The following is a 24,207-nucleotide window of genomic DNA, read 5'->3' on the forward strand; positions in this document are numbered from 1 at the left end:
GCTCAGACCCGCACCTCGATCAGCGGCATGGCGACCATCCGCCCGGCGCCGAAGCTCTCCAGCGTTACCTCCATCCGGTCCGCGTCGAACCGCACCGGCACGTCGAAGGCGAACCCCGCGCTCACCGCCGCCCCCTTCGGCGGCGCCGTCGCCAGCGTCACCCGCCCCGTCGTCGCCTCCAGGCTGAAGCCCGCCGTCTCCACGCCCGCCACGGCCACCCGCACCGATCCCTCGACCGGCTTGGCGATGAGCCGCCGATGATCGCCATAGGCCTTGCACAGCTGAAACGTCCGCGTTTCGCCGTCGCCGGTCCCGATCGCCTGATCCAGCGGCGTCACGGCCGCCCCCGGCGCCCCGCTCCTGAAGTCCGCAAAGTCGCGAAACCGGAACCCATGCAGCCGCCCGCGTCGCGCCTCGAAGAAACTCGTCAGCGCCGCCATGTCGTCCAGCGAGCGCAGGCCCGCCCCGATCAGATAGCGCCTGCGCCCATCGGCCCACGGCGTCGAGCGCCGCTCGAACCCCGACGCCAGCGTCGTGATCTCCGTCCTGCGCTCGACGCCGCCGGTCGAGCCGAACCCCAGCCGCGCCGGCAGGCGCACCTCATGAAAGGCCATGCGTCCCCTCCACATCCTGTCTCAATGTCTGGATTGCGTCCCGGCCGGGACCGCTCGCGAACGCGTCGCGAAAAACCTTGCCTAACGTCACGCTTTGGGTTGTCCGCGCCGCCGGTGTCGGCCATGCTTTCGCCACACCACGGCAAAGCCGTCCAACGACAGGAGATCCGCGTGCGCGGCGAAATTCTCAGCTATGACGAGGCGACCGGCACGGGTCTGATCAGCGGCGACGACAGCCTCCGTTACGGCTTCGCGCGCACCGCCGTTCAGGGCGAGGGCGCGATGGCCGCCGGCGTGCGCGTCGATTTCGTGCCCGAAGGCATGGAGGCGACCCAGATCATGCTTCTGCCGTCCGCCACCGCCGCCGCAGCCTTCGGCCAGGCTGCAGGCGCCACCCCCTCGGCCAGCGCCCAGCCCGCAGCCGGCTACGACATCAAGACCGCCCTCTTCTCGTTCAAGGGCCGCCTGCGGCGCCGGGACTTCTGGATCAGCTGGGCCATCCTGTTCGTCGTCGGCCTGATCCTGAACTTCGTGCCCAAGGTCAGCTTCATCCTCGGCCTCGCCGTGATGGTCCTGCACCTGGCGGTCGGCTTCAAACGCTTCCATGACATGGGCAAGCCGGGCTGGCTGGTCGTCATCCCCTGGGCGCTCTGGTACGCCTCGCTCGCCATGCTGGTCAGCGCCTTCGGCCTGTCGATCCTGAGCGACCCCAACGCCGTGCAGTCGATGGACCCCGAACTGCTCGTCGCCACCGGCGGCGCCGCCTTCGGCCTGATGTTCCTGGCCGGTCTGGTCAGCTTCGGCTTCTGGATGTGGCTCGGCTTCGGCGGCAGCCAACCCGGCCCCAACAAATACGGCCCCAACCCCAAGGGCGAATAGGTCCCAAAGAGCGCTCTTCGGAGCGCTCTTTTTTGTTGCGCGCTACCGTTCGGCGCGCGGCGCCTCGCTGCTTGAGCTGGTTGGTCGCTACCGCTCGGCGCGCGGCGCCTCGCTGCTTGAGCGGGTCAGCGCGCGCCCAGCGCCGTCGCCCGCGCCAGCATCCGTGCGATCTGCGTCTCTGACCGCAACAGGCCCTCGGCGCCGCCGTCCACCGTGACGTTCACCGTCACGCCGCCCCCAGAGCCAGAGTGACCGCCCATCGGCTCGATCGTCCCGGCGCCCGCCGGGCGAAACACCTCCGGCCCGCGCTCGCCGACCAGATAGGCGCCCCCGCCCAGCACCGGCCCGCCGTCCGCCCGCGCGCCGCCGAAGCCGCCCATCGCCGCCGCTATGGCGCCCGACAGTCCCCCGCCGCCGCGCACGCCGGCCGCCGCATTGACGGCGTTCAGCACCGCCCGCGCCAGCTCAGCCAGCGTCACCTGCCCGTCCGCCGCCGCCCGCGCCAGCGAGCGCGTCAGACTGGCCCCCGCCCGCCCGAACGCATCCTCGATCGAGGCCGCCGCCCGCTCGGCCGGCTCCTTCAGCGCCTCGAGCGCCGCCGCCGCCTCCGCCGCCTTCACCGGCACGGCGTCGACGCCGTCCGGCCTGAAACTATCGCTCATCCGGCCACATCTCCTGCATCCGCTCCAGTTCGCTGCGCCCCAGGGGCGCCGCCCGCGCCGGCCCCGCCGTCAGCATCCGCCACTCCTTGAGCGACAGCCGCCAGAAGCCCTCCGGCCCCACGCCCATCCGCGCCGCCGCCTGCATCATCTCGCTCCAAGGAGTCATCAGGCCGCCGCCGCAAACGCCTTCGCCACCGCCCCCGCCGCCTCGCGCGGATCAACCGGCGCGCTCGCCAGTCCGTCCGCCAGCGCAACCTCCCCCCCGCCGCGCAACAGCGCCGCCAGGACCACCATCAGATCGCGCGCCGACAGCGAGCGCATCCGCTCCGCCAGCGCCGCCATCCCGGCCACGCCCAGCTCCGTCTCGATCTCCGCCAAGGCGCCCAGCGTCAGGCACAGCGTCCGCTCCGCCCCCGCCAGCCTCGCGACCACCTCGCCCCGCACGCCGTTCGCCATCACAGCGCCTCGAAACGGATCTCGCCCGCGCTGGCCAGGCTCAGCGCAAAGCTGGCCTCGCCCTCATGCTCGCCCGCATATTCCAGCGCGGCGACCAGGAACGGCCCCTCCAGCACGCCGAAGTCCGGCACGATCAGCCGCCACGTCTTCGCCGCCTGCTCAAAGAACGCCTCGCGGATCAGGGCGTCCGACGCCGCGTCGCGAAAGATTCCCTGCCCCGACACCGCCGCCGACTTCACGCCCGCGCCCGCCAGCAGCTCGCGCCACCGCCCGGCGCTGTCGCTGTCGGTCGCGTCCACCGTCTTGGCGTTCAGCGAGATCGTCCTCGCCCTCAGCCCCGCCACAGTGATGAAGGCGCCAGCGGCGCCCTCAATCTTCAGCAGGATGTCCTTGCCCCGTTGCGCCGTCATCTTTCCTCGCTTCGTTTTCCAGAACACGCACGCCTTCTCCCTCCCCTTTATGGGGAGGGTGGCCGAGCGCAGGCGAGGCCGGGTGGGGAGGGCCAGGCCATTTCCACGCCGCGCCCCGATCGCCCCGCGCCCCCACCCGGTCGCTATCGCGACCACCCTCCCCATGAAGGGGAGGGAGAGGCGCCGCGCTAAACCTCTTCCGTCACGGCCCGCAGCCGCATCACCGCCCACGCCCGCTTCAGATCCGGGCTGCGGAACAGGTCCGTAAACGTCACCGCCACGCTGACCGCCCTCACCCCATCCGCCTCCAGCCGCGCATCGGCGACCCGCGCCCGCACCGCCGCCGCCACCGCCCGCGCCTCCTCCAGCCCCCTGAACCGACTGGCGCAGGTCAGGGTCAGCCTCTGCTCCACCCCGCCGCCGTCGGCGTTCAGCGGCCGGCTCTCGCACCGCCCGATCACCAGATGCGGAAACGCAGCCCCCTGCGGCGGCTCATCCCAGACCCGCACCGGATCGCCCAGCAGCGCCTTCAGCGCCCCGTCGCCGCCCAGATGCGCGATCAGCGCCTTCACCAGCGCCCCTTCATGATCCTTCATCGCGCCCGCTCCAGGCTCAGCCTTGCCCGGCCTGCCGTCTTCGGATCGGCCTCGATCCCGACCACGCCCCAGTCCGCCCCGCCGAAGCGGACCACCAGCCCCTCCTCCAGCCTCGGATCGGCCCGCACCGTGGCGCTCAGCGTCTCCACGCCGCGCGTCACGCCCGCGTCCGTCCGCTCGCGCCGCCGCCGCGCCCCCAGGCTCAGCCACAGCGACCCGACCGGCTCATAGCTGACGACGCGCCCGCCATAGGGCGTCTGCGCCTCCACCGGCCGCACCAGCGACGCCACCACCTTCATCGCGCCCGCGCTCACAGCCGCACCACGCGATAGGGCGCGATCCACCCCTCGACCGGCGCCGCGCTCATCTCGCCGTCGCCGCGCTCATAGGCGCGCATCACCAGCATCATCACCGCCAGCCGCAGCGGCGCCGGCGAGGTCGAGGTCAGGCTCAACCCGACCTCCCCCTCCACCCGCGCCCTGGCCGCGTCGATCAGCGTCTGGATCAGCCCGTCCTCCGCCTCATGCTCGACGCGCAGGAACAGCTTCGCCTCCGTGAGGCTCACGGGTGCGGTCATTTTGGACCTCGCTTTGCTCGGTAGTGGCGAGGGGCGAGTGACGAGGGGCGAGAAACGCCCCCCTCAACTCGCCTCGCTCGCCTATTTCACGCCCCGGCCCGTGACGAGCGGCTCTCGCCACTCGCCACACGCCACTCGTCACTCGCTTCCTCAGGAAGCAGCGAACTTCATCAGCTTGATCGCGTCGAAGTTCTGCACCCCGCCGCCCACGCGCTTTGTCGTGTAGAACAGCACATAGGGCTTGGCCGAATAGGGATCGCGCAGCACTCGCACCCCCGCGCGGTCGACGATCAGATAGCCGCGCGCAAAGTCGCCGAACGCGATCGACAGGCTGTTGGCGCCGATATCCGGCATGGTCTCGATCTCGGTGACCGGATAGCCCAGCAGCGAGGCCGTCTCGCCCGGCCGCGTCGCCGGCGACCAGACATAGTTGCCGTCCGCATCCTTGAACTTGCGCACCGCCGAGACCGTGCGTCGGTTCATCACGAAACGCCCGTTCGGCCGATACTGAGCCTTGGGCGCATAGATCAGGTCGATCAGCTTGTCCGCCGGGTTGGTCGAGGCGAAACCGCCCGCAGCCCCTGACGCCACCGTGCCGATCTGGCCCCAGGTCTGCGTTCCTTCGGCCGCATTGGCGTAGGCCAGAAAGCCCTTGGGCTTGTTGACCCCGTCGCCGCTGACAAAGGCCGCCGTCTCCTGCGCCGCGAAGGCGTCCTCGACCTCGGCCGCCAGCCATTCGTCCAGATCGATCAGCGCGTCGTCCAGCAGGCTCTGCGTCGCCGCCGGACAGGCGTAGAGATCGGCCGAGGAGAACTCCAGCAGCGCCAGCGTCGCCGGGTCCGTCTCCGGCCTGGCCGCCGTCTCGGCCACCCAGCCCGCCTGCACGCCCGCCGTCGACACCGGCTTCCTGAACACGCCCGAACCGACCGTGCGCACCGTGGCGATCTCGCGCATTGGCGAGCCCGCCATCAGGCGGCGCTCGATGGCGCGCTCCGTCTCCGGCGGCACGACATAGCCCGCCGAGTTCGACGCCGACGACAGCCCCGCCTTCAGCTCCAGGCCATGCGACGCGCCCGATTTCATATAGCCGTCCCACGCGCTCTTCTCCTCCCCATGGAATGGGGAGGGGGACCGCGAAGCGGTGGAGGGGCCGCCGGCCTCCAACCCCGGCCTGCGGCTCTCGCTCAGCACGCGATCCATGCGCGCCTGCGCCTGCGCCACGGCCTGATCGATGCGCGCCACCTTCTCCTCCAGCAGCGCATCGGCCGAAGCCCTCTTCTCGATCTCGTCCAGACGGGCGTCGTTCGCCCCTTTGAACGCCTCGAACGCGGCCATCATCTCATGCATGGCGGCGCGCGCCTCGGGGTTGCCCGAGACGGTCTTGGTCTCTTTCATGGTGTCTCCGATGTTAGAACCGCACGATGCGGTTACGCTGGAGACGCGGTTGCCACGCCGCGTCTCGATCTTGCTTCAGCAGGTCGCGCCACAGCCCTCGTTGCGCCTTCGCGCAGGCGTGTTAGCGTCCTCGTTCATGCAGGAAGAATTGATGCTCAAACTCGTCATAATCGCCCTGTCCGCCGCCCTTCTCCCGTCGTGCGCCACGCCGGAAACAGCCGCCATGCCTCCCCAACAGAACCGCCTCTCCGCCGACGCTTCCCTGCAGGCCCGTCTGTTCGAGACCCTGGGGGCGTGCGAGCGCTTCAATCGCGCCCCTTCGGGCGAACAGGGCTTCGCCGCCCATCTGCGCCGCCACGCCCCGACCGCCGACGAGACGGAACGCCGCGCGCTCCGGTCCGCCTATGACCGCGGCGCCAGCCCCGCCGTCGCCTCCCGCCAGACCCCTGAATCCTGCGCCATCGCCCTGCGCGGCCACGCCCAGGAGGCCCCCGGCCTGCACGGACGTCGCGACGACCGCCCGCTGGCCTCGCCCGACTGACGCCGGATCAGCCCGCCGCCCCCCGCGCCTGAAACCGCGCGCCCGGCAGCATCGGAAACGTCACCAGCGACACCTCCCACAGCTCCGCCGCGCTCAGCACCCTAAGCCGCCCGTCGCGCCGCGCCTTCGTCGCACGAAAGCCGATCGACAGGCCGTCCAGCGCCCCGGCGCGCGTCAGGGCGGCGGCGTAGCGGGCCTCGGCGGACCAGTCCTCGATCCGCCCCTCGACCCACAGGCCCTGCTCGTCCTCGACCATCCGGTCCCAGACGCCGACCACGGCGCGGCTCTCATGCTGGTGCAGCATCCGCACCCCGCCCGCGCCGGTCTTGGCCAGGCTGTCGGCGAAGACGCCGCGCGCCGTCACGTCCCCGTTCAGATCCGCCACGCCCCACAGGGAGGCGTAGCCTTGGATAGCGAGCGCCCCTTTCTCCCTCCCCTTTATGGGGAGGGTGGCTGAGCCGTCAGGCGAAGCCGGGTGGGGACGGCTTGGCTGATAAGCCGCCAGACCCGATTTGCTCTCCCCTCCCCACCCGTCGGCTGCGCCGACACCCTCCCCATGAAGGGGAGGGAGAAATCCCTGCGCCATCATTTCTCCTCCAGCCGCCGCTCGATCCGCTCGACCGCGGCGCGTGTCGCCTCGCCCTGCGCCTCCAGCCGCGCCAGCCGCTCGGCGACCAGCCTCTGCTCGTCCACGCGCTGCTCCAGGGTGGCGATCCGCGCCGCCGCCCCGCCGGCCCACACCAGTCCGCCGACGGTCTGCACCAGCAAGGCCGCCATTAGGGCGACAGGCATCTTCCTCATCGCTTCCATCACTCCCCCACCCCCGCCATCCGGCGCCGCTCGTCCTCGGTCAGGAAGCTCGCGGCATTCAGCCGCGCCCACAGCGCGTCACGCTCGACCTGCAGGGCCGGAACCGCATCCAAATCCGGCTCGATCCGGCAATCCGTGAACCGCCCGCCCAGCCACCCCGTCATCGCCCCGGCCGCCTTCCGCACCAGCGGGATCACCGTCCCGCGCCAGAAGGCGGCGTTGGCCTCGCGATAGTTGGCGTAGGTCGCATCCCCCGGGATCCCCAGCAGTTGCGGCGGCACGCCGAACGCCAGGGCGATCTCCCGCGCCGCCGCGTGCTTGCCGGCGATGAAGTCCATGTCGTGCGGCGTCAGGCTCATCGGCTTCCAGTCCAGCCCGCCTTCCAGCAGCAGCGGCCGCCCGGCGTTGCGCGCCCCGGCGTGGGCCTCCCCCAGCTCCGCCTTCAGCGCCTCGAACTGATCCGCCGTCAGCCGCTCGCCGTCCCTGGCGCCATAGACCAGCGCCCCCGACGGCCGCGCCGCATTGTCCAACAGCGCCTTGTTCCAGGCGCCCGAGGCGTTGTGCACGTCGATGGCGAAGGCCGCCGCCTCCAGCGGTGAAAACCCGTAATGATCGTCCGTCGGATGAAACAGCTTCAGATGCATGACCGGCGACCAGCCGTCGCCATGCCGCCCGATCCGCACCGCGCGCCCGCCGACCGCATACTCATAGGCTTCCGGCCAGCCCGCCCGCCCGGGGACCACCTTCACCCGATCGGGCCGCAGCGCCCATAACTCGTCCGGCGCCCCGTCTCCATCCGCGTCGCCGATCGCCTCGACATAGGCGTTGCCCGCCGTCTGCAGCGCGCCGTACAGCGCCTCCATCAACTCCCCGCCCGACTGCTCGGGATTGGGCTTGTCGATCAGCCGCGCCAGCGGATGATCCGCGCTGCGCACGCCCCCGACCATCACCATCAGCGGGGTCGAGGCCGCCGCCTCCGCGATCATCCGCACGCAGCGATAGGCCACGGCGTTCTTGCCGAACCCCTCGTCCGCCAGGTGCGCATAATCGCGCGGCGTCCATCGCGCGCGGCCCGCCCCGGTCAGGGCGATCAGCGGCCCGGTGCGCGATGTCTTTTCCTCATAGGCCGGCTCCGCTGCGCGCCTCTGCAATCGCCACCATCCCATTCTCAACCTCCAGACAGCAAAAGGCCCCGATCCTTCTCAGACCGGGGCCGCGCTCGACCTCATTATGTCGGAAGCGGTTTAACCCGCTGCAGTCCTACGCCGCTGCAACACGACCGCTGCTCCCCCAGCCATCGCCAGCGCCATCAGGATCATCGCCCACTCCGTCATTGTCGGAATGGCCGCAGGCGCCGCCTGACCGAACTCGGCACGGAAGCGGGCGTCCTTGTTCGGGAAGAGCAATGGCGAATTGAAATAGACCTGCAGCCAGAACCCATCAGCATAACTGCCCGGGTCGACCACCTCGATCTTGCCGTCGCCGCTCACGACTTCCAGCGCCAGCATATACTGTTGGCCCGCGACGACCGGCGCGTCGAAGTCAAACGTGACGGCCCTCGCCGTCGTCCCCGACAAGGTCTGGTCCGGCCCCGTCTCAATCACGTGATCGGCATAGCGATCCGAGACGGAATCATAGCCTCGGACCGCCGGCCGCACCGTCACACCGCTCGCGCCCGGCTCGATCCAATAAGTGAACCGCTTCACACGATCATAGCCTGCGGGCGCGGTAACCACCTGCCCGATGCGATCGGGGTTATTATCGACCATGGTCGTCATGGTCCCCGCCACGTCATGCTCGACCCGCTGAGCCAAGGCGCTTCCCGCTGTCGCCCAGAGCCCCATCGCCACTAAGACTGCGACCAAGCTCATCCGTATCTTCTGCAGCACCATGATCTCTTTTCGTTGTTCGAAAGACTCCCGACTAACCTACGTTCTTTAACAAGCTTTGCCATTCGAATTTTACAGTTCGAAGCGCTCACAACGCCCGCAGCCTCGGCTGCGTCTTCCCGGCCAGCAGCAGGTGCGTCAGCCCCCACACCAGGGCGTCCGCCCGGTCCGGGCTCTTGCCCCCCGGCGCCTCCCCGCCCAGCGCCATCATCTCTTCCTCCAGCGCCGGGAACGCCCCGCAGTGGACCACGCGCCCCTGTTCGTAGAGCGCCGCCACCGGCTCGGCCCGCGCCTTCTTGGACCGGCTGGCGTGAACCAGCTTCACCTGCGCCGGACAGTCGGCCTGGCCCAGCAGGGCGCGCACCATCTCCCCGCCCTGATTGGCCTCGGCCAGCACCAGGTCGGCGTCGAACTCGCGCGCGGTCTCGGCCACGCGCCGCGCCCACCCGGCGGGCGACAGGCCGCGCGCCGAACGGTCGGCCAGCACATAGCCCGTCCTGTCCCAGCGTCCCGCCACCACGATCCCGCAGGCGTCGCCGTGGGCGCTGGCTGGCGGATCGACCGCCACCACCACCCGCTCAAACTTCGCCGGACGGCTCCCCCGCGCCCGCGCCAGATCCTCGGCCCGGAACAGGGCGCCGTCGGCCTCGACCACCAGCCCTTCCATCTCCTGCGCCTCCAGCCGCGTCCCGGCGTAGAGGCTCTGCAGATGGCCCAGGAACCCCGGCGCCAGATTGGCTTCGTTGTCCTTCGTCGCCAGCCGGGCCGTCGCCACGCCCGGCTCGGCCAACAGCCGCCTCAGGGCTGGGATCGGCCGGGGCGTCGTCGTGATCGCCAGCTTAGGGTCCGTCCCCAGCCGCAGGCCGAACCTCAGGTTCGACAGCGTCGCCTCGATGTTCCTCCAGGCGCAGAACTCGTCCGCCCAGGCGGCGTGAAACTGCGGCCCGCGCAGGCTGTCCGGGTCTTCGGCCGAAAACGCATAGGCCGCCGCGCCCTAGGGCCAGACCAGCCTTCGCCGCCCCGCTTCCCAGCGCGGCCGGTTGTCGGCCGTCGCCTGAGCCTTCAGCCCCGACGGCCCCTCGACCATCACCTCGCGCACGTCGTGCAGCGCCGTCCCGACCAGGGCGAAGGTCATATCCGCGCCCCGCGCCAGCTCGTTCATCCAGAAGCCGCCGGCGAAGGTCTTGCCCGAACCGCGCCCCCCCAGCAGCACCCAGGTGCGCCAGTCCTCAGGCGGCGCGATCTGGTCGTCGTTCAGCCTCGGCGTCGCCTTGACGGCCGCCCTCAGCGCCGCCCCCGCTGTTCGCGCGGCAGGCTCTCGATCCAGTCCCGCAGCCAGCGACTTGCGCTCGATGGCTGCGACGAGATGATCGACACGGGCGAAGAATTCGGCCTGAAGCCCGGCCAGTTCGGCGTCGCTGAGGTCACGGTCGTCGTCGCTCATTCCATCCTCTTCAGGGCTGCGGCTCTTGCGGATCAGGTCGGCTTCCAGCGCCGCCACCGCCTTGGCCGTGCGGGCCAGAACGCCGATGGCGCGCGCCCGCTTCTCGGCCTCGGCCACATCGGCGGGCGGCTCGGCCGCCGTCACCACGGCGATCGCCTCGTCAGTCGCGGCCCTCAGCCGGGCGAAGACCTCGCCCAGCCACGCCGCGGTCGTCCCCGCCGCCCCGCTCTGATCCGCTTTTCCCGCCATGACTGAACCATAGACGAGCAGCGTCCTCAGGCGCGCAAAGGGCGCCCGGATCGCGTCAAACGCAGGGATTTCCCGGCTTTGGCTCGCCCTGTCGCAAAGACCGTCGGCGTCAGGCGCCCGCCCGCGTCTCTTCAGGCGTCGTTTCCGCCTCGTTCAGCCACCGCGACAGGGCGGCCGCCAGTTCCGCGATCTGGATCGGCTTGGCCAGATGGCCGTCCATCCCCGCTTCCAGGCAACGCTTCACCTGGTCCGCCTGCACGTTGGCCGTCAGCGCCAGGATGGGGATCCGCCGCTCGCCCTGGGCCTGCATCCGGCGGATTTCCCGCGTCGCGGTCAGGCCGTCCATGACCGGCATGTGCACGTCCATCAGCACCAGGTCATAGGCGCCTGAATGCGCCGCATGCACCGCCTCGGCGCCGTCGGCGACCGTATCGATCTCCAACCCCAGGTTTCTCAGAATGGCGCTGACCAGCTCGCGGTTGGCGGCCGCGTCGTCGGCCATCAGCACCCGGCCGCGCAGGGCGTCCTTGCGGGCGCGATCCTCCTCGCCTGCCGCCGTAACGTCCTCGGCCGTCGCCGCCGCCAGCGGCGCCTCGAACCAGAAGGTCGAGCCGGCGCCCGGCGCGCTTTCCACCCCGACCTCGCCGCCCATCAGTTCGATCAGTCGCCGCGAGATCGCCAGACCCAGCCCCGTCCCGCCATAGACCCGCGTGGTCGAGGCGTCGGCCTGGGTGAAGCGCCGAAACAGTTCCCCGATCTTCTCGGACGGGATGCCGATGCCGGTGTCGGTCACCTCCACCCGCATCCGCCAGCCGCCGTCCGCCAGCGGCCGCCCGCCGACCTTCAGCGTCACCGCTCCCCGCGCGGTGAACTTGGCCGCATTGGACAGGAAGTTCAGCATCACCTGCCGCAACCGCCCCTTGTCGCCGGTCAGGCGCTCGGGCGTTTCCGCCGCCACCACCACGTTCAGCGTCAGCCCCTTGGCCGAGCACTGGCTCTCGATGATGGCCGCCGCGCCGTCCACCAGGGCCCGCGTATCGAACGGCTCCGGGTCCATCTCGATCGCGTCGGCTTCCAGCTTGGAATAGTCCAGAATGTCGTTGATGACGCCCAGCAGCGCCTCTGACGCCGTGGCGATGCGTTCGACATAGACCCGCTCTTCGGCCGGCAGATGCTCCGAGGCTTGCAACAGTCCCGAAAAGCCGATGACGCTGGTCAGGGGCGTGCGCAGCTCATGGCTCATATTGGCCAGGAACTCGCTCTTGGCCTGGGCGGCCTTCTCGGCTCGCTCCTTGGCCTCGATGACCTCGTCCTCCAGCACCTTGCGCTGGGTCATGTCGCGGATCACCACCACCACGTCGTCGACCTGGCCGTGCTCGTCGGTCAGGGCCTTGAAGGCGGACTCCACCCATACCGTGTGGCCCTGGCGGTGCACCGCCCGATGCTCCAGCCGCGTCGGCTGGCCTGTCTGGACCGCCGCGCTGATCGCCTGGAGCACCTGCAGCCGGTCCTCGGGGTGGACATAGTCGGTCGACTGGCCGCTCATGTCCTCAAAGGTCCAGCCCAGCAACTGCTGGATCGCCGGCGAGATGTATTTGCTCGACCCGTCCATCTTGACGCGGGTGATCACGTCGCCGGTGTTTTCGGCCAGCAGGCGATAGCGCCGCTCATTGGTCTGGGCCGCACGCAGCAAGGCCTCGCGCTCGGTCACGTCCTGCAGCACGCCGAACAGGGCGATCACCCGGCCGGTGGCGTCCTTCTCGGCGGCGCCCTCGGCGGCGACCACTCGTTCGACCCCGTCCACGCCTACTAGCCTCAGCTTGAAGGTATAGCCTTCGCCACTCTTCAGCGCCCGTTCGACCAGCCGCTGGACCTCGCCCCGGTCGTCCGCGTGATAGTGGCCGAAGACATCCTCCAGCTTCGGATGGAAGGCGCCCGGCGCCCGCCCGTGGATGCGATAGATCTCGTCCGACCAGGTCACCGCTCCGGTCGCGACCTCATAGCGCCAGCGTCCGACCCCGACCATGTCCTCGGCCAGCCGCAGCGTCTCCAGGCGCGCAGCCTCTTGGCGCATCGCCTCGGCGTGCTCCATCAACTGGCCCGCCAGGCCGGCCAGTTCGCGGATCAGGTCCAGCTCGGCCTGCGTCGGCGCCGAACGCGGCTGAACGTCCATCACGCCGATGGCCCCCGCGGGCCGCCCGTCAGCGCCGCACACCGTGGCGCCCAGAAAGAAGCGGACATGGGGCGCCCCGACCACCATCGGATGGCGGCGATAGACGGGATGCTCACGCGCATCCTGGATCACCATCACGGCGTCCGGCCCCATGGCCGCTAGCTGGTGGCTGACGCTGTCGAGGCGCGGCACGCTCACCTCGTCCAGCCCGACCCCGGACAGAAAGACCGCCCGGTCTTCAGCCAGCGTCGCGATCATGGCGTGGGGCGTGCGGAAGGTCGCGCAGGCGATCGCCGTCAGCCGGTCGAACGCGTCCCGCGCGCCGTTTCCCGACCCTTTTCCTGCTGCGACAATGTCCATTCCGCCCTCGCCCTGACCACGCCCCTAACCCCCAGGCGCCGAATTATTCGTTAGCGACGCCCCGTTCCGCCATCCATTCGGGCGCTTCGAACTCCAGGGCGTACTCGGGCTCCTTCAGCGCCGTCTCGCACACGGTCTGGCGACGCACCGACACCCCGGCCGTATGCACCGTCTCCCGGTCGCCGGAGACCAGCGGATGCCACCAGGCCAGCGGCCGCCCTTCATGCAGCCGACGATAGGCGCACGACAGCGGCATCCATTTCAGCCGCTCGATATTGTCGGGCGTCAGCTGCACGCAGTCCGGCACCTCGGCCTGACGATCGGCGTAATCGGTGCAGGTGCAGGCGTTCGTGTCGAACAGCTTGCAATGCACGCGCGTCGGGATGATCCGGCCGGTGTCCTCGTCCTCGAACCGGATGACGCAGCACAGGCCGCAGCCGTCGCACAGGCTCTCCCACTCGGCCGGATTCATCTCGGCGAGCGTCTTGGTTTCCCAGAAGGGCTTGGCGGGCGCGGAACTCATGGGCGCGCCCTATACGCCTCAAAACCCCCGCTGTCGCCTTCTCCCTCCCCTTCATGAGGAGGGTGGTCGAAGCGAAGCGAAGACCGGGTGGGGAAGGCCAGGCGATCCTGGTCTCGGCGTCTCAGCCGCCCCTCCGGCGCGCTTCAGTGCGTCACGCTTTTCGAGAACAGGTTGATCACCACCACCCCGCCGATGATCAGCCCCAGACCGATGATGGCCGGGCCATCCAGTTTCTGCTTGAACAGGACCAGGCCGATCAGCGAGATCAGCACCACCCCCAGCCCGCTCCAGATCGCATAGGCCAGCCCCACCGGCATCTGCTTCAGCGCCAGCGTCAGCAGATAGAAGGCGATGCCGTAACAGACCGCCAGCCCCGCCGTCGGCAGGGGTTTGGTGAACTGCTGCGACTGCTGCAGCAGGGTCGTGCCCATCACCTCAAAGCCGATCGCGCCCAGCAGGGCCAGCCAGGTGGTCGGGCTCATGCGCCGGTCTCCCCATTGGCGCCGGCCTCTGAATAGCCGTCCGTCAGCAGGCTGCCCGGCGTCAGCAGCGACAGCAGGGCCTGGCGCTGTTCCAGCGACACCTCATGCGTGCCGAACAGATCGCTCATCCACAGGCCGTCGGCGATCAGCCGCAGCATCAGGGCGTCGTCCCGGCCCATCGGATCTTCCGGGTCTCCCACCGTCAGGCTGCGGATCGCCTCGCGCCAGCGCGGGATCAGGCTGGGCTCTATGGCGCAGGCGGCCAGGACGGCGCGGCCGATGCTCACGTCGCGCTCGGTCGCCGGCTCATTGACCACCGTCCTCAGATAGGCCCGCGCATTGCGGCCATAGGGGTTGGGATCCCGCGCGGCCTCGGCCAGCACCGCCGTCGTCATCTCCAGCGCCAGATGATCCAGCACCCCTTCCAGCAACGCCTGTTTGGTCGGAAAGTGATGCAGCAGGGCGCCCTTGCTGAAGGGCAGCCGCCCCACCACGGCGTCTAGCGTCAGCGCCATCGCCCCCTGTTCGGCGGCCAGTTCGATGGCCGCTTCGATGATCTGGCGGCGGGTGTCTTCCGGCGTGCGGCGGTTCGGTTGGGCGTCCATGCGACGCGACATACCGTCTGGACGGTTTTTTGTAAATCCTGAAATATTGGCCCTTCGCCCCCTCGACGCGCTATAGGCGTCGCCTCCCTTTTCGGACTGGTGTCTATGGCCCCTCGCCCTCCTCTCGTCGCCCTCAAGGACGTCCGCCTGCAGGACGGCCCCCGCCCGCTGTTCGACGGCGTCGACATGGCGATGGAGCCGCGCAGCCGCGCCGCCCTGGTCGGCCGCAACGGGGCGGGCAAGTCCACCCTGATGAAGGTGGTCATGGGCCTGATCGAGCCGGACTCGGGCGACCGCTCGTTCCAGGCCGGCACCCGCTTCGCCTATGTCCCGCAAGAACCCGATCTCTCACCGCCCTCAAGCAGCGAGCGCGAAGTCGCGAGCGGTAGGGCCACTCAAGAATGGACCCTGGCCGACTACGCCGCCTCGGGCGAGGCCGAACGCTGGACCGCCGAAAGCTGGCTCGAGACCTTCGGCCTCAACCCGAACAAGTCGACGCAAGGCCTGTCGGGCGGCGAGATCCGCCGCGCCGCCCTGGCCAAGGCCTTCGCCGAAGAGCCCGACCTTCTGCTGCTGGACGAGCCGACCAACCACCTCGACATCCTGGCCATCGAACTGCTGGAAAACGAGCTGATCCAGGCCCGTTTCGCCCTGCTGGTGGTCAGCCACGACCGCGCCTTCCTGAACCGCGTCACCGACACCGTGCACTGGCTGGAAGGCCGCAAGGTCCGCACCCTGAACAAGGGTTTCATCGAGTTCGACGACTGGGCCGCCAAGGTCATGGAGGAGGAGGCCGAGTCCCTTCGCCGCCTGACCAAGCGCATCGAGGCCGAGACCTATACCTTCTACCGCTCCATCACCGCCCAGCGCACCCGCAATGAAGGTCGCGCCCGCGCCCTGCAACAGATGCGCCTGGACCGGGCCGAACGGGTCAAGGACATCCCGCGCGAACTGAACCTCGGCGTCGATTCCGGCGGCGCCTCGGGCAAGCTGGTGGCCGACATCAAGGGCGTCAGCAAGGCGTTCGGCCACCGCGTCATCTTCAAGAACCTGACCACCCGCATCATCCGCGGCGACCGGCTGGCCATCGTCGGCCCCAACGGCGCGGGCAAGACCACCCTGGTCAAGGTGCTGCTGGGCGAACTGGCCCCGGACGAAGGCACGGTCCGCATGGGCGCCAATCTGGAGCCCCTTTACCTCGACCAGTCGCGCGAGGGGCTGAAGTCGGACATGACCCTGTGGGACGCCCTGACGCCGGGCGGGGGCGACAGCATCCTTGTGCGCGGCCGCTCCATGCACGTCGCCGCCTACGCCAAGGACTTCCTGTTCCAGGAAGCCCAGTTGAAACAGCCCATCTCCACCCTGTCGGGCGGCGAACGCAACCGCCTGCTGCTGGCGCGCGCCCTGGCCCAGCCCGCCAACCTGCTGATCCTCGACGAGCCGACCAACGACCTCGACATGGACACGCTGGAGAAGCTGGAAGAGCTGCTCGAATCCTACGACGGCACCCTGATCCTGGTGTCGCACGACCGTGATTTCGTCGACCGCCTGGCCACCTCGACCATCGCCCTGAACGGCCGCGGCGACGTGGTCGAGACCCCCGGCGGCTGGCAGGACTTCCTGCGCCAGAACCCCGGCTTCCTCGCCCCGCCCCCGACGCACGCCGAAGCCGCCCCCGGGGCGCGTCGGGTCGAGAAGGCGGAGCCTTCTGACCGCGCCCCCAAGAAACAAGCGAAGCTCTCCTACAAGGACGCCCGCCGTCTGGAAGAGGTCGAAAAGCTGATGGAGACCCTGCCGGTCGAAATCGCCAAACAGGACGCCATCCTGGCCGACCCCGACCTCTATTCACGCGATCCCGCCGCCTTCGACCGCGCCATGAAGGCCGCCGAAAAGGCTCGCGCTGAACTGGAAACCGCCGAACTCGACTGGCTGGAGCTTGAAGAGAAGAAGGCGGCGCTGGCAGGGTGATCGCCTGCCTCTGCACCCCTCGTTAAATCAGGACCTCCGCATGAAAGCCGTTCTCTCCGCCCTCGTCCTGGCCCTCGGGGCTCTGGGCGTCTCAACCGTCGCCCTCCCGTCTCAAGCCCAAGCCCAGACGGTCGTCGGCCACGGCGCCTTCACCGCCCTGCCTGATGCGGGCGAACAACCTGACGCCGGGCGCGACTACAAGGTCATCCTCGACGTGGCCCAGGGCGGGCCGGACGACAAGCCGCTCAAGTCGCTCGACCGCGTGGCCCGCCTGACCAATCTGCTCGAAGCCGGCGGCGTGACGGGCGAGCGCCGCAAGATCGTCGCCGTCCTGCACGGAGGCGCCACGCTCGCCACCCTGTCCGACGCCGCCTGGGCCGCGCGCGGCAAGGGGCAGGTCAATCCCAACAGCGCCCTGATCCGCGCCCTCCTCGCCGCCGGGGTTCAGGTGCGCCTGTGCGGTCAGTCGATGGTCGCCAACGGCCTGACCCCCGCCGATCTGGAGCCTGGCGTTCAGGTCGATACCGCCGCCATGATGACCGTCATTCACCACCAGCAGGCCGGCTACGCCCTCATTCTCTAGAGTTTGCGACAGGCGCGGGGCCGAACGGCTTTTCCTGTGGACAGCGCAACATCCTGATCCGCCTGCGCGAATTTCGTCCGTCCACAGATATCCACAGACTTGCCCACCGGGTCCGGGATGGTTCCGCACAGACGCGCCGGTTTGGGCGCTTGCCCAATAACCGATTTCGCGGGAACGTCAACAGGCCGAAGGGACACGGAGGCGCGGAAATCCGGGGAGACCCGGACATCAAGCGGATCGGTCCGGCTCTCTGACCCAGGGTTCCAAGCCTCCTCGGAGGACGCGGAAACACCGACGCAGGGCCAAGGCTCCCGATCCTTTAGCGTTTCGGCGCAGGGATCACGGAGAACCAGGCCGGGATCGACGGACGGCGCGAGGTTCGCCTTGCGGAACGCCGAAGACCAGGAGCCGATGAAACAGGCGCTGAACGACGCCGGGTTCGCCCGCCGACGCTGAGGCGAAGTTTCGACCCTATAACGGTCAAGTCCAACCCGGACTTGGCGAGGGGACGCGATCCGCGATCTGACCGGCGACGGTCCGGCTCAAAGGATGACGTCCCCTCGCTCAATTCCGGCGCTGGATTGTTGGATTTCCGGTCGGAATTCGGCCTGGCGACGTCCCGCCGCCTTTCCAAGCGCGGCCCGCCCCCCTACACCCTAGACGTGATGACTCGCGCCCGCCTGAACCGACGCGGCCTGATGGCCGGCGCCCTTGGCCTAAGCGCCGTGGGCCTGAGCGCCGTGGGCGCGCTGTCGGCGTGCAGCCGCACGCCCGCGCCGACCGACGAGTCCGGCCGCGTGCGCCTGCGCGTCGCGGCGGGCGGGCCGGCCGACGCCCTGCACGGCGGCTTCTATCAGGCGCTGGCGGTCGGGGCCTATGAGCGGCGCGGCCTCAACGTCGAGATTCTGGCCGGTCCCTCGGGCGCCGACATTCCCGCCCTTCTGGCGGCCAGCGCGGTCGAACTGGCCATCGGCCGCGACAGCTTCCTGCCCCTGCGGCTGATCGCCGAGCGCGCCCCGGTCAAGGCCGTAGCCGCCTTCCTGCAGAAGGACCCGGTCGTCCTTCTGGCCCATCCCGGCCAGCAGCTGGAGGATCTGACCGTCCTGCGCGGCCGCAAGCTGCTGATGGAGCCCAAGGATCAGGACGGCTTCTGGGCCTGGCTGCGCGCCCGCTTCGATCTGGCCGCCGACCAGGCCCAACCCGGCGCGGTCGATGACAATCTGAAGGCTTTCCGCGACGATGCGGACAGCGTGCTGATCGCCCGCCTGACCGATGGGGGTCCAGAGGCGGTCGCCCGCGCGGTCGGCTTCCAGCCCCTGATCCTGTCCCCGGCCGAGGACGGCTACCCCTCCTATTCCGGCCTGGTGCTGGCGCCCAACGCCTTCGCCCGCGACAACGCCCAGGCCCTGCGCAACTTCATCGCCGCCTCGGTCGAGGGCTGGCGCGACTACGTCCACGGCGACGGGGCCAAGGGCGACGCCCTGATCCGCCGCGCCAATCCCGACCTGCCCCAGCGCGCGCTCGACGCCGCCCGCGCGGCCCTGCGCGCCCGCGCCATGGTCGACGGCGGCGACGCGGCCCTGTACGGCCTCGGCGCCATGACGCCCGAGCGTTGGCAGGCCTTCGCCGATCAGACGCAGGGCGCCTATCCCGCCGCCCCCGACTGGCGCGAGGCCTTCACCAGCCAGTATCTGCCCTCGCGCGGCTAAATCGCCGGACGTTAGGCGAGGATTAAGTCGCGCCGCCTAGGATGCCCGGCTGAACCTCTGCAGTTTTCACGAGGCGCCGTTGACGCGCACCCTGACCATCGCCGCCCTTCTGCCCGCGCTCGGCGCGGCCACGGCCGCCTGGGCGCAGCCCGTCCCGCCTCAGCAAGCCCCGGGCCAGACGCCCTATCCAGCGCCGCCCCACGCGCGCCAGCTGTCCTGGCCCGGCCGCCCTGCGGTCCATCCCGCCCCCCAGCCGGCGCCGGACTGGACCAGCGCCCCCGCCGACAGCTTCGCCCCGCCGCAACAGGTCGTGGCGGACCGCCCGACCTACGCCGCCCGCCCGCCGATCATCCCGCACGGCGGATACCCCTGGCGTCCCGCCCAACCCTACGGCGAGCCCCAGCAAGCCCCCGCGCCCGATTTCCGTCCGGTGACCAGCCACCCGGACGCCGTGTGGCGCCCCTATGTGAGCCCCCCGGCCGAGACCCCGGCGCCCGACTTCACGCCGCCCGCGCCCTATCAGCCGTCCTATCAACCCCCGCCCTGGACGCGCCAACCGACGCAGAGCCAGCCTCAGCCTGCGCCCTATGCCCCTCTGCCCCAGCCGACGCCCGCGCCGATGCCCGAGCCGTTGCGGCCGATGCCGCCGCCAGTTCAGCCCGTCCCGCGCGTCGTCGAACCTGCTCCTCAACCTGCCCCACAGCCGACGCCTGAACCGGTGCGACAGCCGCCGCAGGGCGTTGTCGCCCAGCCCCAGCCTGCGCCGCCCCCGCCGCCGGTCCAGCCTGCCCCCCCGCTCCCGCCCGAGCCTCGGCCCCAAGCTCAGCCAGACCCCGCGCCCGCACCGGCCCAGCCGACCGTCGATCCGTTGGCGCCCCGTCGCGACGCGCTGATCTTCCAGCTGCAAAGGAACGCGCCTCAGGCCCCCGCCGCATCGGCGCCCGCCGCGCCCGAGGCGCCCGCACCGCAACCCGCGCCCCAGCCCGCGTCCAGCGACGCCCCGGCTCAGAGCGGCGCCCGCTATTACTCCGTCCACCGTCAGGCGGGCCGCCAGCCGGACGCCACGCCCCTGCCCGCGCCCAACTATCTGGACGCCCTGCCGGTCGAACTGGATCAGCCCATCGCCTCGGACGACCTGGCTCAGCCGCCCGAGGCGCCCGCCGTCATGCGCGACGCCCAGGGCCGCCTGCGCGCCGCCCCCCTGACGGACGGTCCCGACCTGCCATGAGCGACGGCGCCGCCCTGCCTCCGCCGGCCAAGACCGGCTCGCGCCTGCCTGAGCTGATCGCCCTGGCCCAGGAAGACTCCAGCCCCAAGCGGCGCGCCCTGCTGCGTGAACTGACCGACTGCTTCTTCGGCGCCCCCCAGCGCACCGAGGCGGAAACCGCCCTCTATGGCGCCGTCCTGTCCGACCTCACCGACGCGATGGAGACGGCCGTGCGCGCCGAACTGGCCGAGCGGTTCGCCGAGGCGCCCGACGCCCCGCACCAGCTGATCCGCCGCCTGGCCAATGACGAAGCCGAGACCGTGGCCGCCCCCGTCCTCAGCGCCTCGCCCGTGCTGACCGAGGCGGACCTGATCGGCGTGGTGCGCTCGCGCGGTCAGGGGCATATGCGCGCCGTCAGCCGCCGCGCCGCCGTGTCCGAGGCCGTGTCCGACGCCATTGTCGAGCGCGGCGACGACGAGACCCTGGGCGTGCTGCTGGGCAATGAAGGCGCCAGCCTGTCGCGCGCCGCCTCGGAAACCGCCGTTGAACGCGCCCGCGCCAACCCGGCCCTGCACGCGGTGACGGTCGAACGCTCCAGCCTGCCGCCCGACCTGCTGAACGACCTGTATTTCGAGGTCGAGGCCCGATTGCGCCAGCGCATCCTGGAACAGAACGCGCGGATGGACCCCGCCCTGCTGGAAAGCGCCCTGGCCGCCGGGCGCACGCGCGTCGCCGCCGAAGACGGCGCCCTGCCGCCCGACTACGCCGAGAGCCTGGCCTATGTCGAAGAACTGCGCGCCGCCAACCAGCTGACGCCCCAGGTGCTGGCCCGCTTCCTGCGTTCAGGCGGCCAGACCGCCTTCCTGATCGCCCTGTCGCAGCTGGCTGACGTCGACTTCCACACCGCTCGCCAGATCATCGAGCGGCGCGAGCTGGACGCCCTGGCGGTGATCTGCAAGGCGGCCGACCTGGATCGCGCCCTGTTCCTGACCTACGCCGTCGTCCTGCTGAACACCGACGACAACGCCATGGGCAAGGCCCGCGCCTATGCCGGGATGTATCAGGAACTGACCCGAGAGGCGGCCCTGCGGACGATCCGCTTCTGGCGCGCGCGCAAGGCGATGCAGGCGGCCTGACCGCCTCTCCTTGTCCCGGACAGCAAAACGCCCGCCTTTCGCTGGAAAGGCGGGCGTCTGTTTTTGATTGGCGCCGCTTTTACTTGCGGGTCGCGCGGGCGGGTTTGCGGCCGCCCTGGCCCAGGCCCATCTGCTTGGCCAGTTCCGAACGCGCCTTGGCGTAGTTCGGGGCGACCATGGGATAGTCTTTCGGCAGACCCCATTTGGCGCGGTATTCTTCCGGGCTCAGATTGTATTTGGTGCGCAGGTGACGCTTCAGCGACTTGAACTTGCGACCGTCTTCCAGGCAGATCAGGAAGTCCGGCGTGATCGACTTGCGAACCGGGACGGCCGGTTCTTGCGGCTCGGGCTCGGCCTCGACCGGCGCTTCCGAAACGCCCGACAGGGCGGCGTGGATTTGCGCGATCAGGGTCGGCACAGTGTCGGCCGATACGGTGTTGTTGCTGACATAGGCCGACACGATGTCCGCCGTCATCTCAAGCAGTTCGGGTTTTTCTTCCATCTGGATCAGCCTTCTGTCGTCCCAAATTCATTCGACTGATCTGAAAGGATCCGCCGCTTGTCGGTTTCATACGGATGTTCGAGTTTGAAAGCAATGCAGCCGTCTTTTATCGCTTGATAAGCGAGTTCAACTGCCCTGATCAGTAATTACGACAACGCCGATTTTTTATCGACCGAAGTTCTCCGCAAGGGCCAGCAGGGCTGCACGCTCAGGCGCCGAGTATTCGTCGATCAGCGCCTCCTCCCCCTCGCGGATCGCCCGTAGAAGCGTCGGCGTCAGCGCCGAGGACAGAGACCAGTTCCAGTAACGCAGCACCGTCTGGGCCCGGTCCACCGCCAGCATTTCATAGATGATCTGCACCCGGCGCCAGTCGGGGTGCTCGGCGCCGTCCGCCGTGGTCTCGGGACGCCGCATGGCCCGCCACAGGGCCGCCAAGTCGCGCCGCGCCAACCCCGTCGCCTTGCACAATATGGCCAGGGGCTCGCCACCCGCATCGCCCATGATCTTGGCCGAAGTCAAAGGCTTGATCCCCGACAGATAGCCGATCTCGGCGACCAGTTCGCGCGTCAGCCCCCCGGCGCCCGCCGCCGCGACGGCCGCTTCCAGATCGGCGTAAGGGCTCTTGGCGACCGCCGCGCGGTTGCGCTGGCGTCGCTCGATGAACTGCAGCGCCTTGCGCGCGACCGGGTCGCTCCACCCCTCCTCGGCCGCCAGGGCGAAGACGTCCTCGACGCTGCTCTGCATCACCTCGCGCGACACCGCGAAGCGTTGCAGGATGATGCGCCGCTCCTCGGCCCCGCACCACCAGAACATGACATAGGCGCCCGAGGGCCGCAGTTCCGGGCGCCGCAGGATCAGGGCGCACAGCGCCGGCGCGTTGCGGCTCAGGGCGATCACGCTCTCGACGGCGGATTGCGGCAGGCGCGCCGTGTCATTGCGCAGGACGGCGGCGATCACCGCCTCCTCGGCCCAGTTGAACAGGGCCTCGGCCACGACCTCGGACAGGCCGCGCCGCGCCGCCATCATCAGGCGATGCTCCAGCCCCGCATCGCGCGCGCAGCCGATCAGGTCCGCGTCCGACAGGGCCGCGCACTCCTCCAGCAGCGGCCGCGCCACCTCGGGCTCGTCGCGCAGCAGCAGCCGTTTCAGCGCATCGGGCAGTTCGCCCAGCGGGGCCAGCCGCTCGGCCACCCGGCGGCGCTCATCCGTCGCCGCCGTCCGCAGCACGTCGACCAGCAGGTCGCCGACCACCGAACGCTCGAAGACGTTGATCCGGCTCGCCGGCAGGCTGACCACGTCGGCCAGACGACGCAGCAGGGCGCGGCGCGCCCGCAACGGCCGCGTCCCTGTCTCTTCCGCCCTGACCCTGGGTTCGCTCATGAGCGCAGCCTAGCGCCGACGCGTTAACCGGCCGTCACAGCCCTTCGAACAGGGCCGTGGACAGATAGCGCTCGGCGAAGCTGGGGACGATGGTCACGATGGTCTGACCGGCATAGGCGTCCTGCGCCGCCAGCCGGAAGGCCGCCGTCAGGGCCGCGCCCGAGCTGATGCCGACCGGGACGCCGTCCTCGCGCGCGACGCGGCGGGCCATGGCGAAGGCGTCCTCGTTGGTGACCTGCTCGACCCCGTCGATGACGGCGCGGTCCACCACGGCAGGGATGAAGCCCGCGCCGATGCCCTGGATCTTGTGCGGCCCCGGCGCGCCGCCGGACAGGACGGGAGAGTCGGTCGGCTCGACCGCGATCATCTTCACCGACGGCTTCTTCGCCTTCAGCGCATGGCCGACGCCGGTGATGGTGCCGCCGGTGCCGACGCCCGCCACCACCACGTCCACGGCGCCCGCCGTGTCGTTCCAGATTTCCTCAGCCGTCGACGCCTCATGGATGGCGGGGTTGGCCAGGTTCTCGAACTGGGCCGGGCTGACCGAGCCGGGGATTTCGCTCAGCAGCTCTTCGGCGCGGGCGATGGCGCCCTTCATGCCCTTTTCGGCCGGCGTCAGCTCCAGCTTGGCGCCCAGCAGGGCCAGCATCTTGCGCCGTTCGATCGACATGCTCTCGGGCATGACCAGGATCAGCTTGTAGCCCTTGGACGCCGCGACGAAGGCCAGGGCGATGCCGGTGTTGCCGCTGGTCGGCTCGATCAGGGTGGCGCCCGGCTTGATCTTGCCCAGTTGCTCCAGCGCCTCGACCATCGCCACGCCGATACGGTCCTTGACCGAGGCGATCGGGTTGAAGAACTCCAGCTTGGCCAGCACCGTGGCCTTGGGCTTCAGCGCCGCCGTCAGATTGGGCAGCCGCACCAGAGGGGTATCGCCGATGGTGTCGACGATGCTGTCATAGACCCGCCCCCGCCCCGCCTTCCTGTGGCGGCTGGCGTCATAGGCTTGGGTTTGAGCAGTGTCGGACATGGCGAGGTCTCCGTACGTTCGGGGGGCGGC

Annotated in this window: 28 protein-coding genes and 1 pseudogene; 7 read left to right on the top strand and 22 right to left on the bottom strand. The window is 70.0% G+C overall.

The annotated features are described in order from the left end of the window. Nucleotides 1–2: 2 nt before the first annotated feature. Nucleotides 3–614, bottom strand: a complete 612-nt coding sequence (locus PIB44_RS12905; protein ID WP_278069680.1) for a DUF2460 domain-containing protein — start codon at nt 612–614, stop codon at nt 3–5. Between the two features lie 171 nt (nt 615–785). Between PIB44_RS12905 and PIB44_RS12910 the strand changes: the two genes are divergently transcribed. After that, entirely contained in the window at nt 786–1,493 is a 708-nt protein-coding gene (locus PIB44_RS12910; protein WP_278069681.1) for a DUF805 domain-containing protein, read from the top strand. Nucleotides 1,494–1,618: 125 nt separating this feature from the next. Here the strand turns inward: PIB44_RS12910 and PIB44_RS12915 are convergent, their stop codons facing one another. From PIB44_RS12915 to PIB44_RS12950, 8 genes are all read right to left on the bottom strand, one after another. Continuing rightward, the gene (locus PIB44_RS12915) at nt 1,619–2,155 is read right to left on the bottom strand and encodes a phage tail tape measure protein (protein WP_278069682.1); all 537 of its coding nucleotides are present in this window, start codon (nt 2,153–2,155) and stop codon (nt 1,619–1,621) included. Further along, nucleotides 2,145–2,321 (bottom strand): phage tail assembly chaperone, encoded by a 177-nt coding sequence (locus PIB44_RS12920; protein WP_253120664.1) that lies wholly within the window; start codon nt 2,319–2,321, stop codon nt 2,145–2,147. The genes PIB44_RS12915 and PIB44_RS12920 overlap by 11 nt, the downstream gene beginning before the upstream one ends. Beyond that, the gene (locus PIB44_RS12925) at nt 2,321–2,611 is read right to left on the bottom strand and encodes a GTA-gp10 family protein (RefSeq protein ID WP_278069683.1); all 291 of its coding nucleotides are present in this window, start codon (nt 2,609–2,611) and stop codon (nt 2,321–2,323) included. Before PIB44_RS12925 ends, PIB44_RS12920 begins: the two co-directional genes overlap by 1 nt. After that, on the bottom strand, nt 2,611–3,021 hold the full coding sequence (locus PIB44_RS12930) for a phage major tail protein, TP901-1 family (protein ID WP_025977876.1): 411 nt from the start codon (nt 3,019–3,021) through the stop codon (nt 2,611–2,613). Before PIB44_RS12930 ends, PIB44_RS12925 begins: the two co-directional genes overlap by 1 nt. A 188-nt stretch (nt 3,022–3,209) precedes the next feature. Beyond that, nucleotides 3,210–3,617: a DUF3168 domain-containing protein gene (locus PIB44_RS12935; protein ID WP_278069684.1), complete on the bottom strand. Its 408-nt coding sequence runs from the start codon at nt 3,615–3,617 to the stop codon at nt 3,210–3,212. Further along, nucleotides 3,614–3,931, bottom strand: coding sequence for a phage head completion protein (locus PIB44_RS12940; RefSeq protein WP_253120670.1), 318 nt, complete (start codon nt 3,929–3,931; stop codon nt 3,614–3,616). The genes PIB44_RS12935 and PIB44_RS12940 overlap by 4 nt, the downstream gene beginning before the upstream one ends. Then, nucleotides 3,928–4,194 (bottom strand): head-tail connector protein, encoded by a 267-nt coding sequence (locus tag PIB44_RS12945; RefSeq protein ID WP_278069685.1) that lies wholly within the window; start codon nt 4,192–4,194, stop codon nt 3,928–3,930. Before PIB44_RS12945 ends, PIB44_RS12940 begins: the two co-directional genes overlap by 4 nt. A gap of 150 nt (nt 4,195–4,344) precedes the next feature. Beyond that, the gene (locus tag PIB44_RS12950) at nt 4,345–5,589 is read right to left on the bottom strand and encodes a phage major capsid protein (protein ID WP_278069686.1); all 1,245 of its coding nucleotides are present in this window, start codon (nt 5,587–5,589) and stop codon (nt 4,345–4,347) included. 151 nt (nt 5,590–5,740) lie between these two features. Here PIB44_RS12950 and PIB44_RS12955 point away from each other — a divergent pair, with 151 nt between their 5' ends. Beyond that, complete coding sequence (locus PIB44_RS12955; RefSeq protein WP_278069687.1) at nt 5,741–6,130, top strand: hypothetical protein; 390 nt, start codon at nt 5,741–5,743, stop codon at nt 6,128–6,130. A 7-nt stretch (nt 6,131–6,137) separates the two neighbouring features. Here PIB44_RS12955 and PIB44_RS12960 read toward each other — a convergent pair whose 3' ends face one another. The 10 genes and pseudogenes from PIB44_RS12960 to PIB44_RS13005 form a co-directional block, all read right to left on the bottom strand. Beyond that, nucleotides 6,138–6,515, bottom strand: coding sequence for an HK97 family phage prohead protease (locus tag PIB44_RS12960; protein ID WP_318035476.1), 378 nt, complete (start codon nt 6,513–6,515; stop codon nt 6,138–6,140). Between the two features lie 200 nt (nt 6,516–6,715). After that, nucleotides 6,716–6,931: a hypothetical protein gene (locus PIB44_RS12965; RefSeq protein ID WP_317236573.1), complete on the bottom strand. Its 216-nt coding sequence runs from the start codon at nt 6,929–6,931 to the stop codon at nt 6,716–6,718. 8 nt (nt 6,932–6,939) lie between these two features. Continuing rightward, complete coding sequence (locus PIB44_RS12970) at nt 6,940–8,091, bottom strand: phage portal protein (protein ID WP_376787715.1); 1,152 nt, start codon at nt 8,089–8,091, stop codon at nt 6,940–6,942. 93 nt (nt 8,092–8,184) lie between these two features. Further along, a complete protein-coding gene (locus PIB44_RS12975) occupies nt 8,185–8,832 on the bottom strand; it encodes an IPTL-CTERM sorting domain-containing protein (RefSeq protein WP_278069689.1) in 648 nt (215 codons plus the stop codon). Nucleotides 8,833–8,917: 85 nt separating this feature from the next. After that, a complete protein-coding gene (locus PIB44_RS12980) occupies nt 8,918–9,496 on the bottom strand; it encodes a phage terminase large subunit family protein (RefSeq protein WP_376787747.1) in 579 nt (192 codons plus the stop codon). A 3-nt stretch (nt 9,497–9,499) separates the two neighbouring features. Then, nucleotides 9,500–10,522 (bottom strand): annotated as a pseudogene (locus PIB44_RS12985) (terminase large subunit domain-containing protein); the annotation flags it as partial. Nucleotides 10,523–10,631: 109 nt separating this feature from the next. Further along, nucleotides 10,632–13,055 carry a PAS domain-containing protein gene (locus tag PIB44_RS12990; protein ID WP_278069691.1) on the bottom strand — a complete coding sequence of 808 codons (2,424 nt, stop codon included), beginning with the start codon at nt 13,053–13,055 and terminating at the stop codon, nt 10,632–10,634. A 43-nt stretch (nt 13,056–13,098) separates the two neighbouring features. Further along, nucleotides 13,099–13,578 carry a YcgN family cysteine cluster protein gene (locus tag PIB44_RS12995; protein WP_278069692.1) on the bottom strand — a complete coding sequence of 160 codons (480 nt, stop codon included), beginning with the start codon at nt 13,576–13,578 and terminating at the stop codon, nt 13,099–13,101. Between the two features lie 143 nt (nt 13,579–13,721). Beyond that, complete coding sequence (locus PIB44_RS13000; protein ID WP_025977889.1) at nt 13,722–14,060, bottom strand: DMT family transporter; 339 nt, start codon at nt 14,058–14,060, stop codon at nt 13,722–13,724. Beyond that, the gene (locus tag PIB44_RS13005) at nt 14,057–14,677 is read right to left on the bottom strand and encodes a TetR/AcrR family transcriptional regulator (RefSeq protein ID WP_278069693.1); all 621 of its coding nucleotides are present in this window, start codon (nt 14,675–14,677) and stop codon (nt 14,057–14,059) included. The genes PIB44_RS13000 and PIB44_RS13005 overlap by 4 nt, the downstream gene beginning before the upstream one ends. An 87-nt stretch (nt 14,678–14,764) precedes the next feature. Here PIB44_RS13005 and PIB44_RS13010 point away from each other — a divergent pair, with 87 nt between their 5' ends. The 5 genes from PIB44_RS13010 (at nt 14,765) to PIB44_RS13030 (ending at nt 21,268) form a co-directional block, all read left to right on the top strand. Next, the gene (locus PIB44_RS13010) at nt 14,765–16,633 is read left to right on the top strand and encodes an ABC-F family ATP-binding cassette domain-containing protein (RefSeq protein ID WP_376787716.1); all 1,869 of its coding nucleotides are present in this window, start codon (nt 14,765–14,767) and stop codon (nt 16,631–16,633) included. A 40-nt stretch (nt 16,634–16,673) separates the two neighbouring features. Then, on the top strand, nt 16,674–17,216 hold the full coding sequence (locus PIB44_RS13015) for a DsrE family protein (RefSeq protein WP_278069695.1): 543 nt from the start codon (nt 16,674–16,676) through the stop codon (nt 17,214–17,216). A gap of 665 nt (nt 17,217–17,881) precedes the next feature. Next, nucleotides 17,882–18,925 carry an ABC transporter substrate-binding protein gene (locus tag PIB44_RS13020; protein ID WP_278069696.1) on the top strand — a complete coding sequence of 348 codons (1,044 nt, stop codon included), beginning with the start codon at nt 17,882–17,884 and terminating at the stop codon, nt 18,923–18,925. Between the two features lie 79 nt (nt 18,926–19,004). Next, entirely contained in the window at nt 19,005–20,153 is a 1,149-nt protein-coding gene (locus PIB44_RS13025; protein WP_278069697.1) for a hypothetical protein, read from the top strand. Beyond that, the gene (locus PIB44_RS13030; RefSeq protein WP_227157787.1) at nt 20,150–21,268 is read left to right on the top strand and encodes a DUF2336 domain-containing protein; all 1,119 of its coding nucleotides are present in this window, start codon (nt 20,150–20,152) and stop codon (nt 21,266–21,268) included. Before PIB44_RS13025 ends, PIB44_RS13030 begins: the two co-directional genes overlap by 4 nt. Nucleotides 21,269–21,347: 79 nt before the next feature. On the opposite strand, the gene PIB44_RS13035 is transcribed toward PIB44_RS13030, so the two are convergent. The 3 genes from PIB44_RS13035 to cysK form a co-directional block, all read right to left on the bottom strand. Beyond that, a complete protein-coding gene (locus PIB44_RS13035) occupies nt 21,348–21,770 on the bottom strand; it encodes a Ros/MucR family transcriptional regulator (protein WP_025977896.1) in 423 nt (140 codons plus the stop codon). Nucleotides 21,771–21,935: 165 nt separating this feature from the next. Then, entirely contained in the window at nt 21,936–23,150 is a 1,215-nt protein-coding gene (locus tag PIB44_RS13040) for a DUF2336 domain-containing protein (protein ID WP_025977897.1), read from the bottom strand. Nucleotides 23,151–23,184: 34 nt separating this feature from the next. Next, entirely contained in the window at nt 23,185–24,177 is a 993-nt protein-coding gene (cysK, locus tag PIB44_RS13045) for a cysteine synthase A (RefSeq protein ID WP_025977898.1), read from the bottom strand. Nucleotides 24,178–24,207 lie beyond the last annotated feature (30 nt).

Origin of the sequence: Brevundimonas sanguinis (assembly GCF_029636725.1) — a bacterium.
Classification (GTDB): Bacteria; Pseudomonadota; Alphaproteobacteria; order Caulobacterales; family Caulobacteraceae; genus Brevundimonas; species Brevundimonas sanguinis.

Bases quoted from the DNA above. Each gene is read 5' to 3' on its own strand.
- PIB44_RS12905 (WP_278069680.1), bottom strand. From the start codon at position 614: ATGGCCTTTCATGAGGTGCGCCTGCCGGCGCGGCTGGGGTTCGGCTCG.
- PIB44_RS12915 (WP_278069682.1), bottom strand. From the start codon at position 2,155: ATGAGCGATAGTTTCAGGCCGGACGGCGTCGACGCCGTGCCGGTGAAG.
- PIB44_RS12920 (WP_253120664.1), bottom strand. From the start codon at position 2,321: ATGACTCCTTGGAGCGAGATGATGCAGGCGGCGGCGCGGATGGGCGTG.
- PIB44_RS12925 (WP_278069683.1), bottom strand. From the start codon at position 2,611: ATGGCGAACGGCGTGCGGGGCGAGGTGGTCGCGAGGCTGGCGGGGGCG.
- PIB44_RS12930 (WP_025977876.1), bottom strand. From the start codon at position 3,021: ATGACGGCGCAACGGGGCAAGGACATCCTGCTGAAGATTGAGGGCGCC.
- PIB44_RS12935 (WP_278069684.1), bottom strand. From the start codon at position 3,617: ATGAAGGATCATGAAGGGGCGCTGGTGAAGGCGCTGATCGCGCATCTG.
- PIB44_RS12945 (WP_278069685.1), bottom strand. From the start codon at position 4,194: ATGACCGCACCCGTGAGCCTCACGGAGGCGAAGCTGTTCCTGCGCGTC.
- PIB44_RS12950 (WP_278069686.1), bottom strand. From the start codon at position 5,589: ATGAAAGAGACCAAGACCGTCTCGGGCAACCCCGAGGCGCGCGCCGCC.
- PIB44_RS12955 (WP_278069687.1), top strand. From the start codon at position 5,741: ATGCTCAAACTCGTCATAATCGCCCTGTCCGCCGCCCTTCTCCCGTCG.
- PIB44_RS12965 (WP_317236573.1), bottom strand. From the start codon at position 6,931: ATGAGGAAGATGCCTGTCGCCCTAATGGCGGCCTTGCTGGTGCAGACC.
- PIB44_RS12975 (WP_278069689.1), bottom strand. From the start codon at position 8,832: ATGGTGCTGCAGAAGATACGGATGAGCTTGGTCGCAGTCTTAGTGGCG.
- PIB44_RS12980 (WP_376787747.1), bottom strand. From the start codon at position 9,496: ATGGAAGGGCTGGTGGTCGAGGCCGACGGCGCCCTGTTCCGGGCCGAG.
- PIB44_RS12990 (WP_278069691.1), bottom strand. From the start codon at position 13,055: ATGGACATTGTCGCAGCAGGAAAAGGGTCGGGAAACGGCGCGCGGGAC.
- PIB44_RS12995 (WP_278069692.1), bottom strand. From the start codon at position 13,578: ATGAGTTCCGCGCCCGCCAAGCCCTTCTGGGAAACCAAGACGCTCGCC.
- PIB44_RS13000 (WP_025977889.1), bottom strand. From the start codon at position 14,060: ATGAGCCCGACCACCTGGCTGGCCCTGCTGGGCGCGATCGGCTTTGAG.
- PIB44_RS13005 (WP_278069693.1), bottom strand. From the start codon at position 14,677: ATGTCGCGTCGCATGGACGCCCAACCGAACCGCCGCACGCCGGAAGAC.
- PIB44_RS13015 (WP_278069695.1), top strand. From the start codon at position 16,674: ATGAAAGCCGTTCTCTCCGCCCTCGTCCTGGCCCTCGGGGCTCTGGGC.
- PIB44_RS13020 (WP_278069696.1), top strand. From the start codon at position 17,882: ATGACTCGCGCCCGCCTGAACCGACGCGGCCTGATGGCCGGCGCCCTT.
- PIB44_RS13030 (WP_227157787.1), top strand. From the start codon at position 20,150: ATGAGCGACGGCGCCGCCCTGCCTCCGCCGGCCAAGACCGGCTCGCGC.
- PIB44_RS13035 (WP_025977896.1), bottom strand. From the start codon at position 21,770: ATGGAAGAAAAACCCGAACTGCTTGAGATGACGGCGGACATCGTGTCG.
- PIB44_RS13040 (WP_025977897.1), bottom strand. From the start codon at position 23,150: ATGAGCGAACCCAGGGTCAGGGCGGAAGAGACAGGGACGCGGCCGTTG.
- cysK (WP_025977898.1), bottom strand. From the start codon at position 24,177: ATGTCCGACACTGCTCAAACCCAAGCCTATGACGCCAGCCGCCACAGG.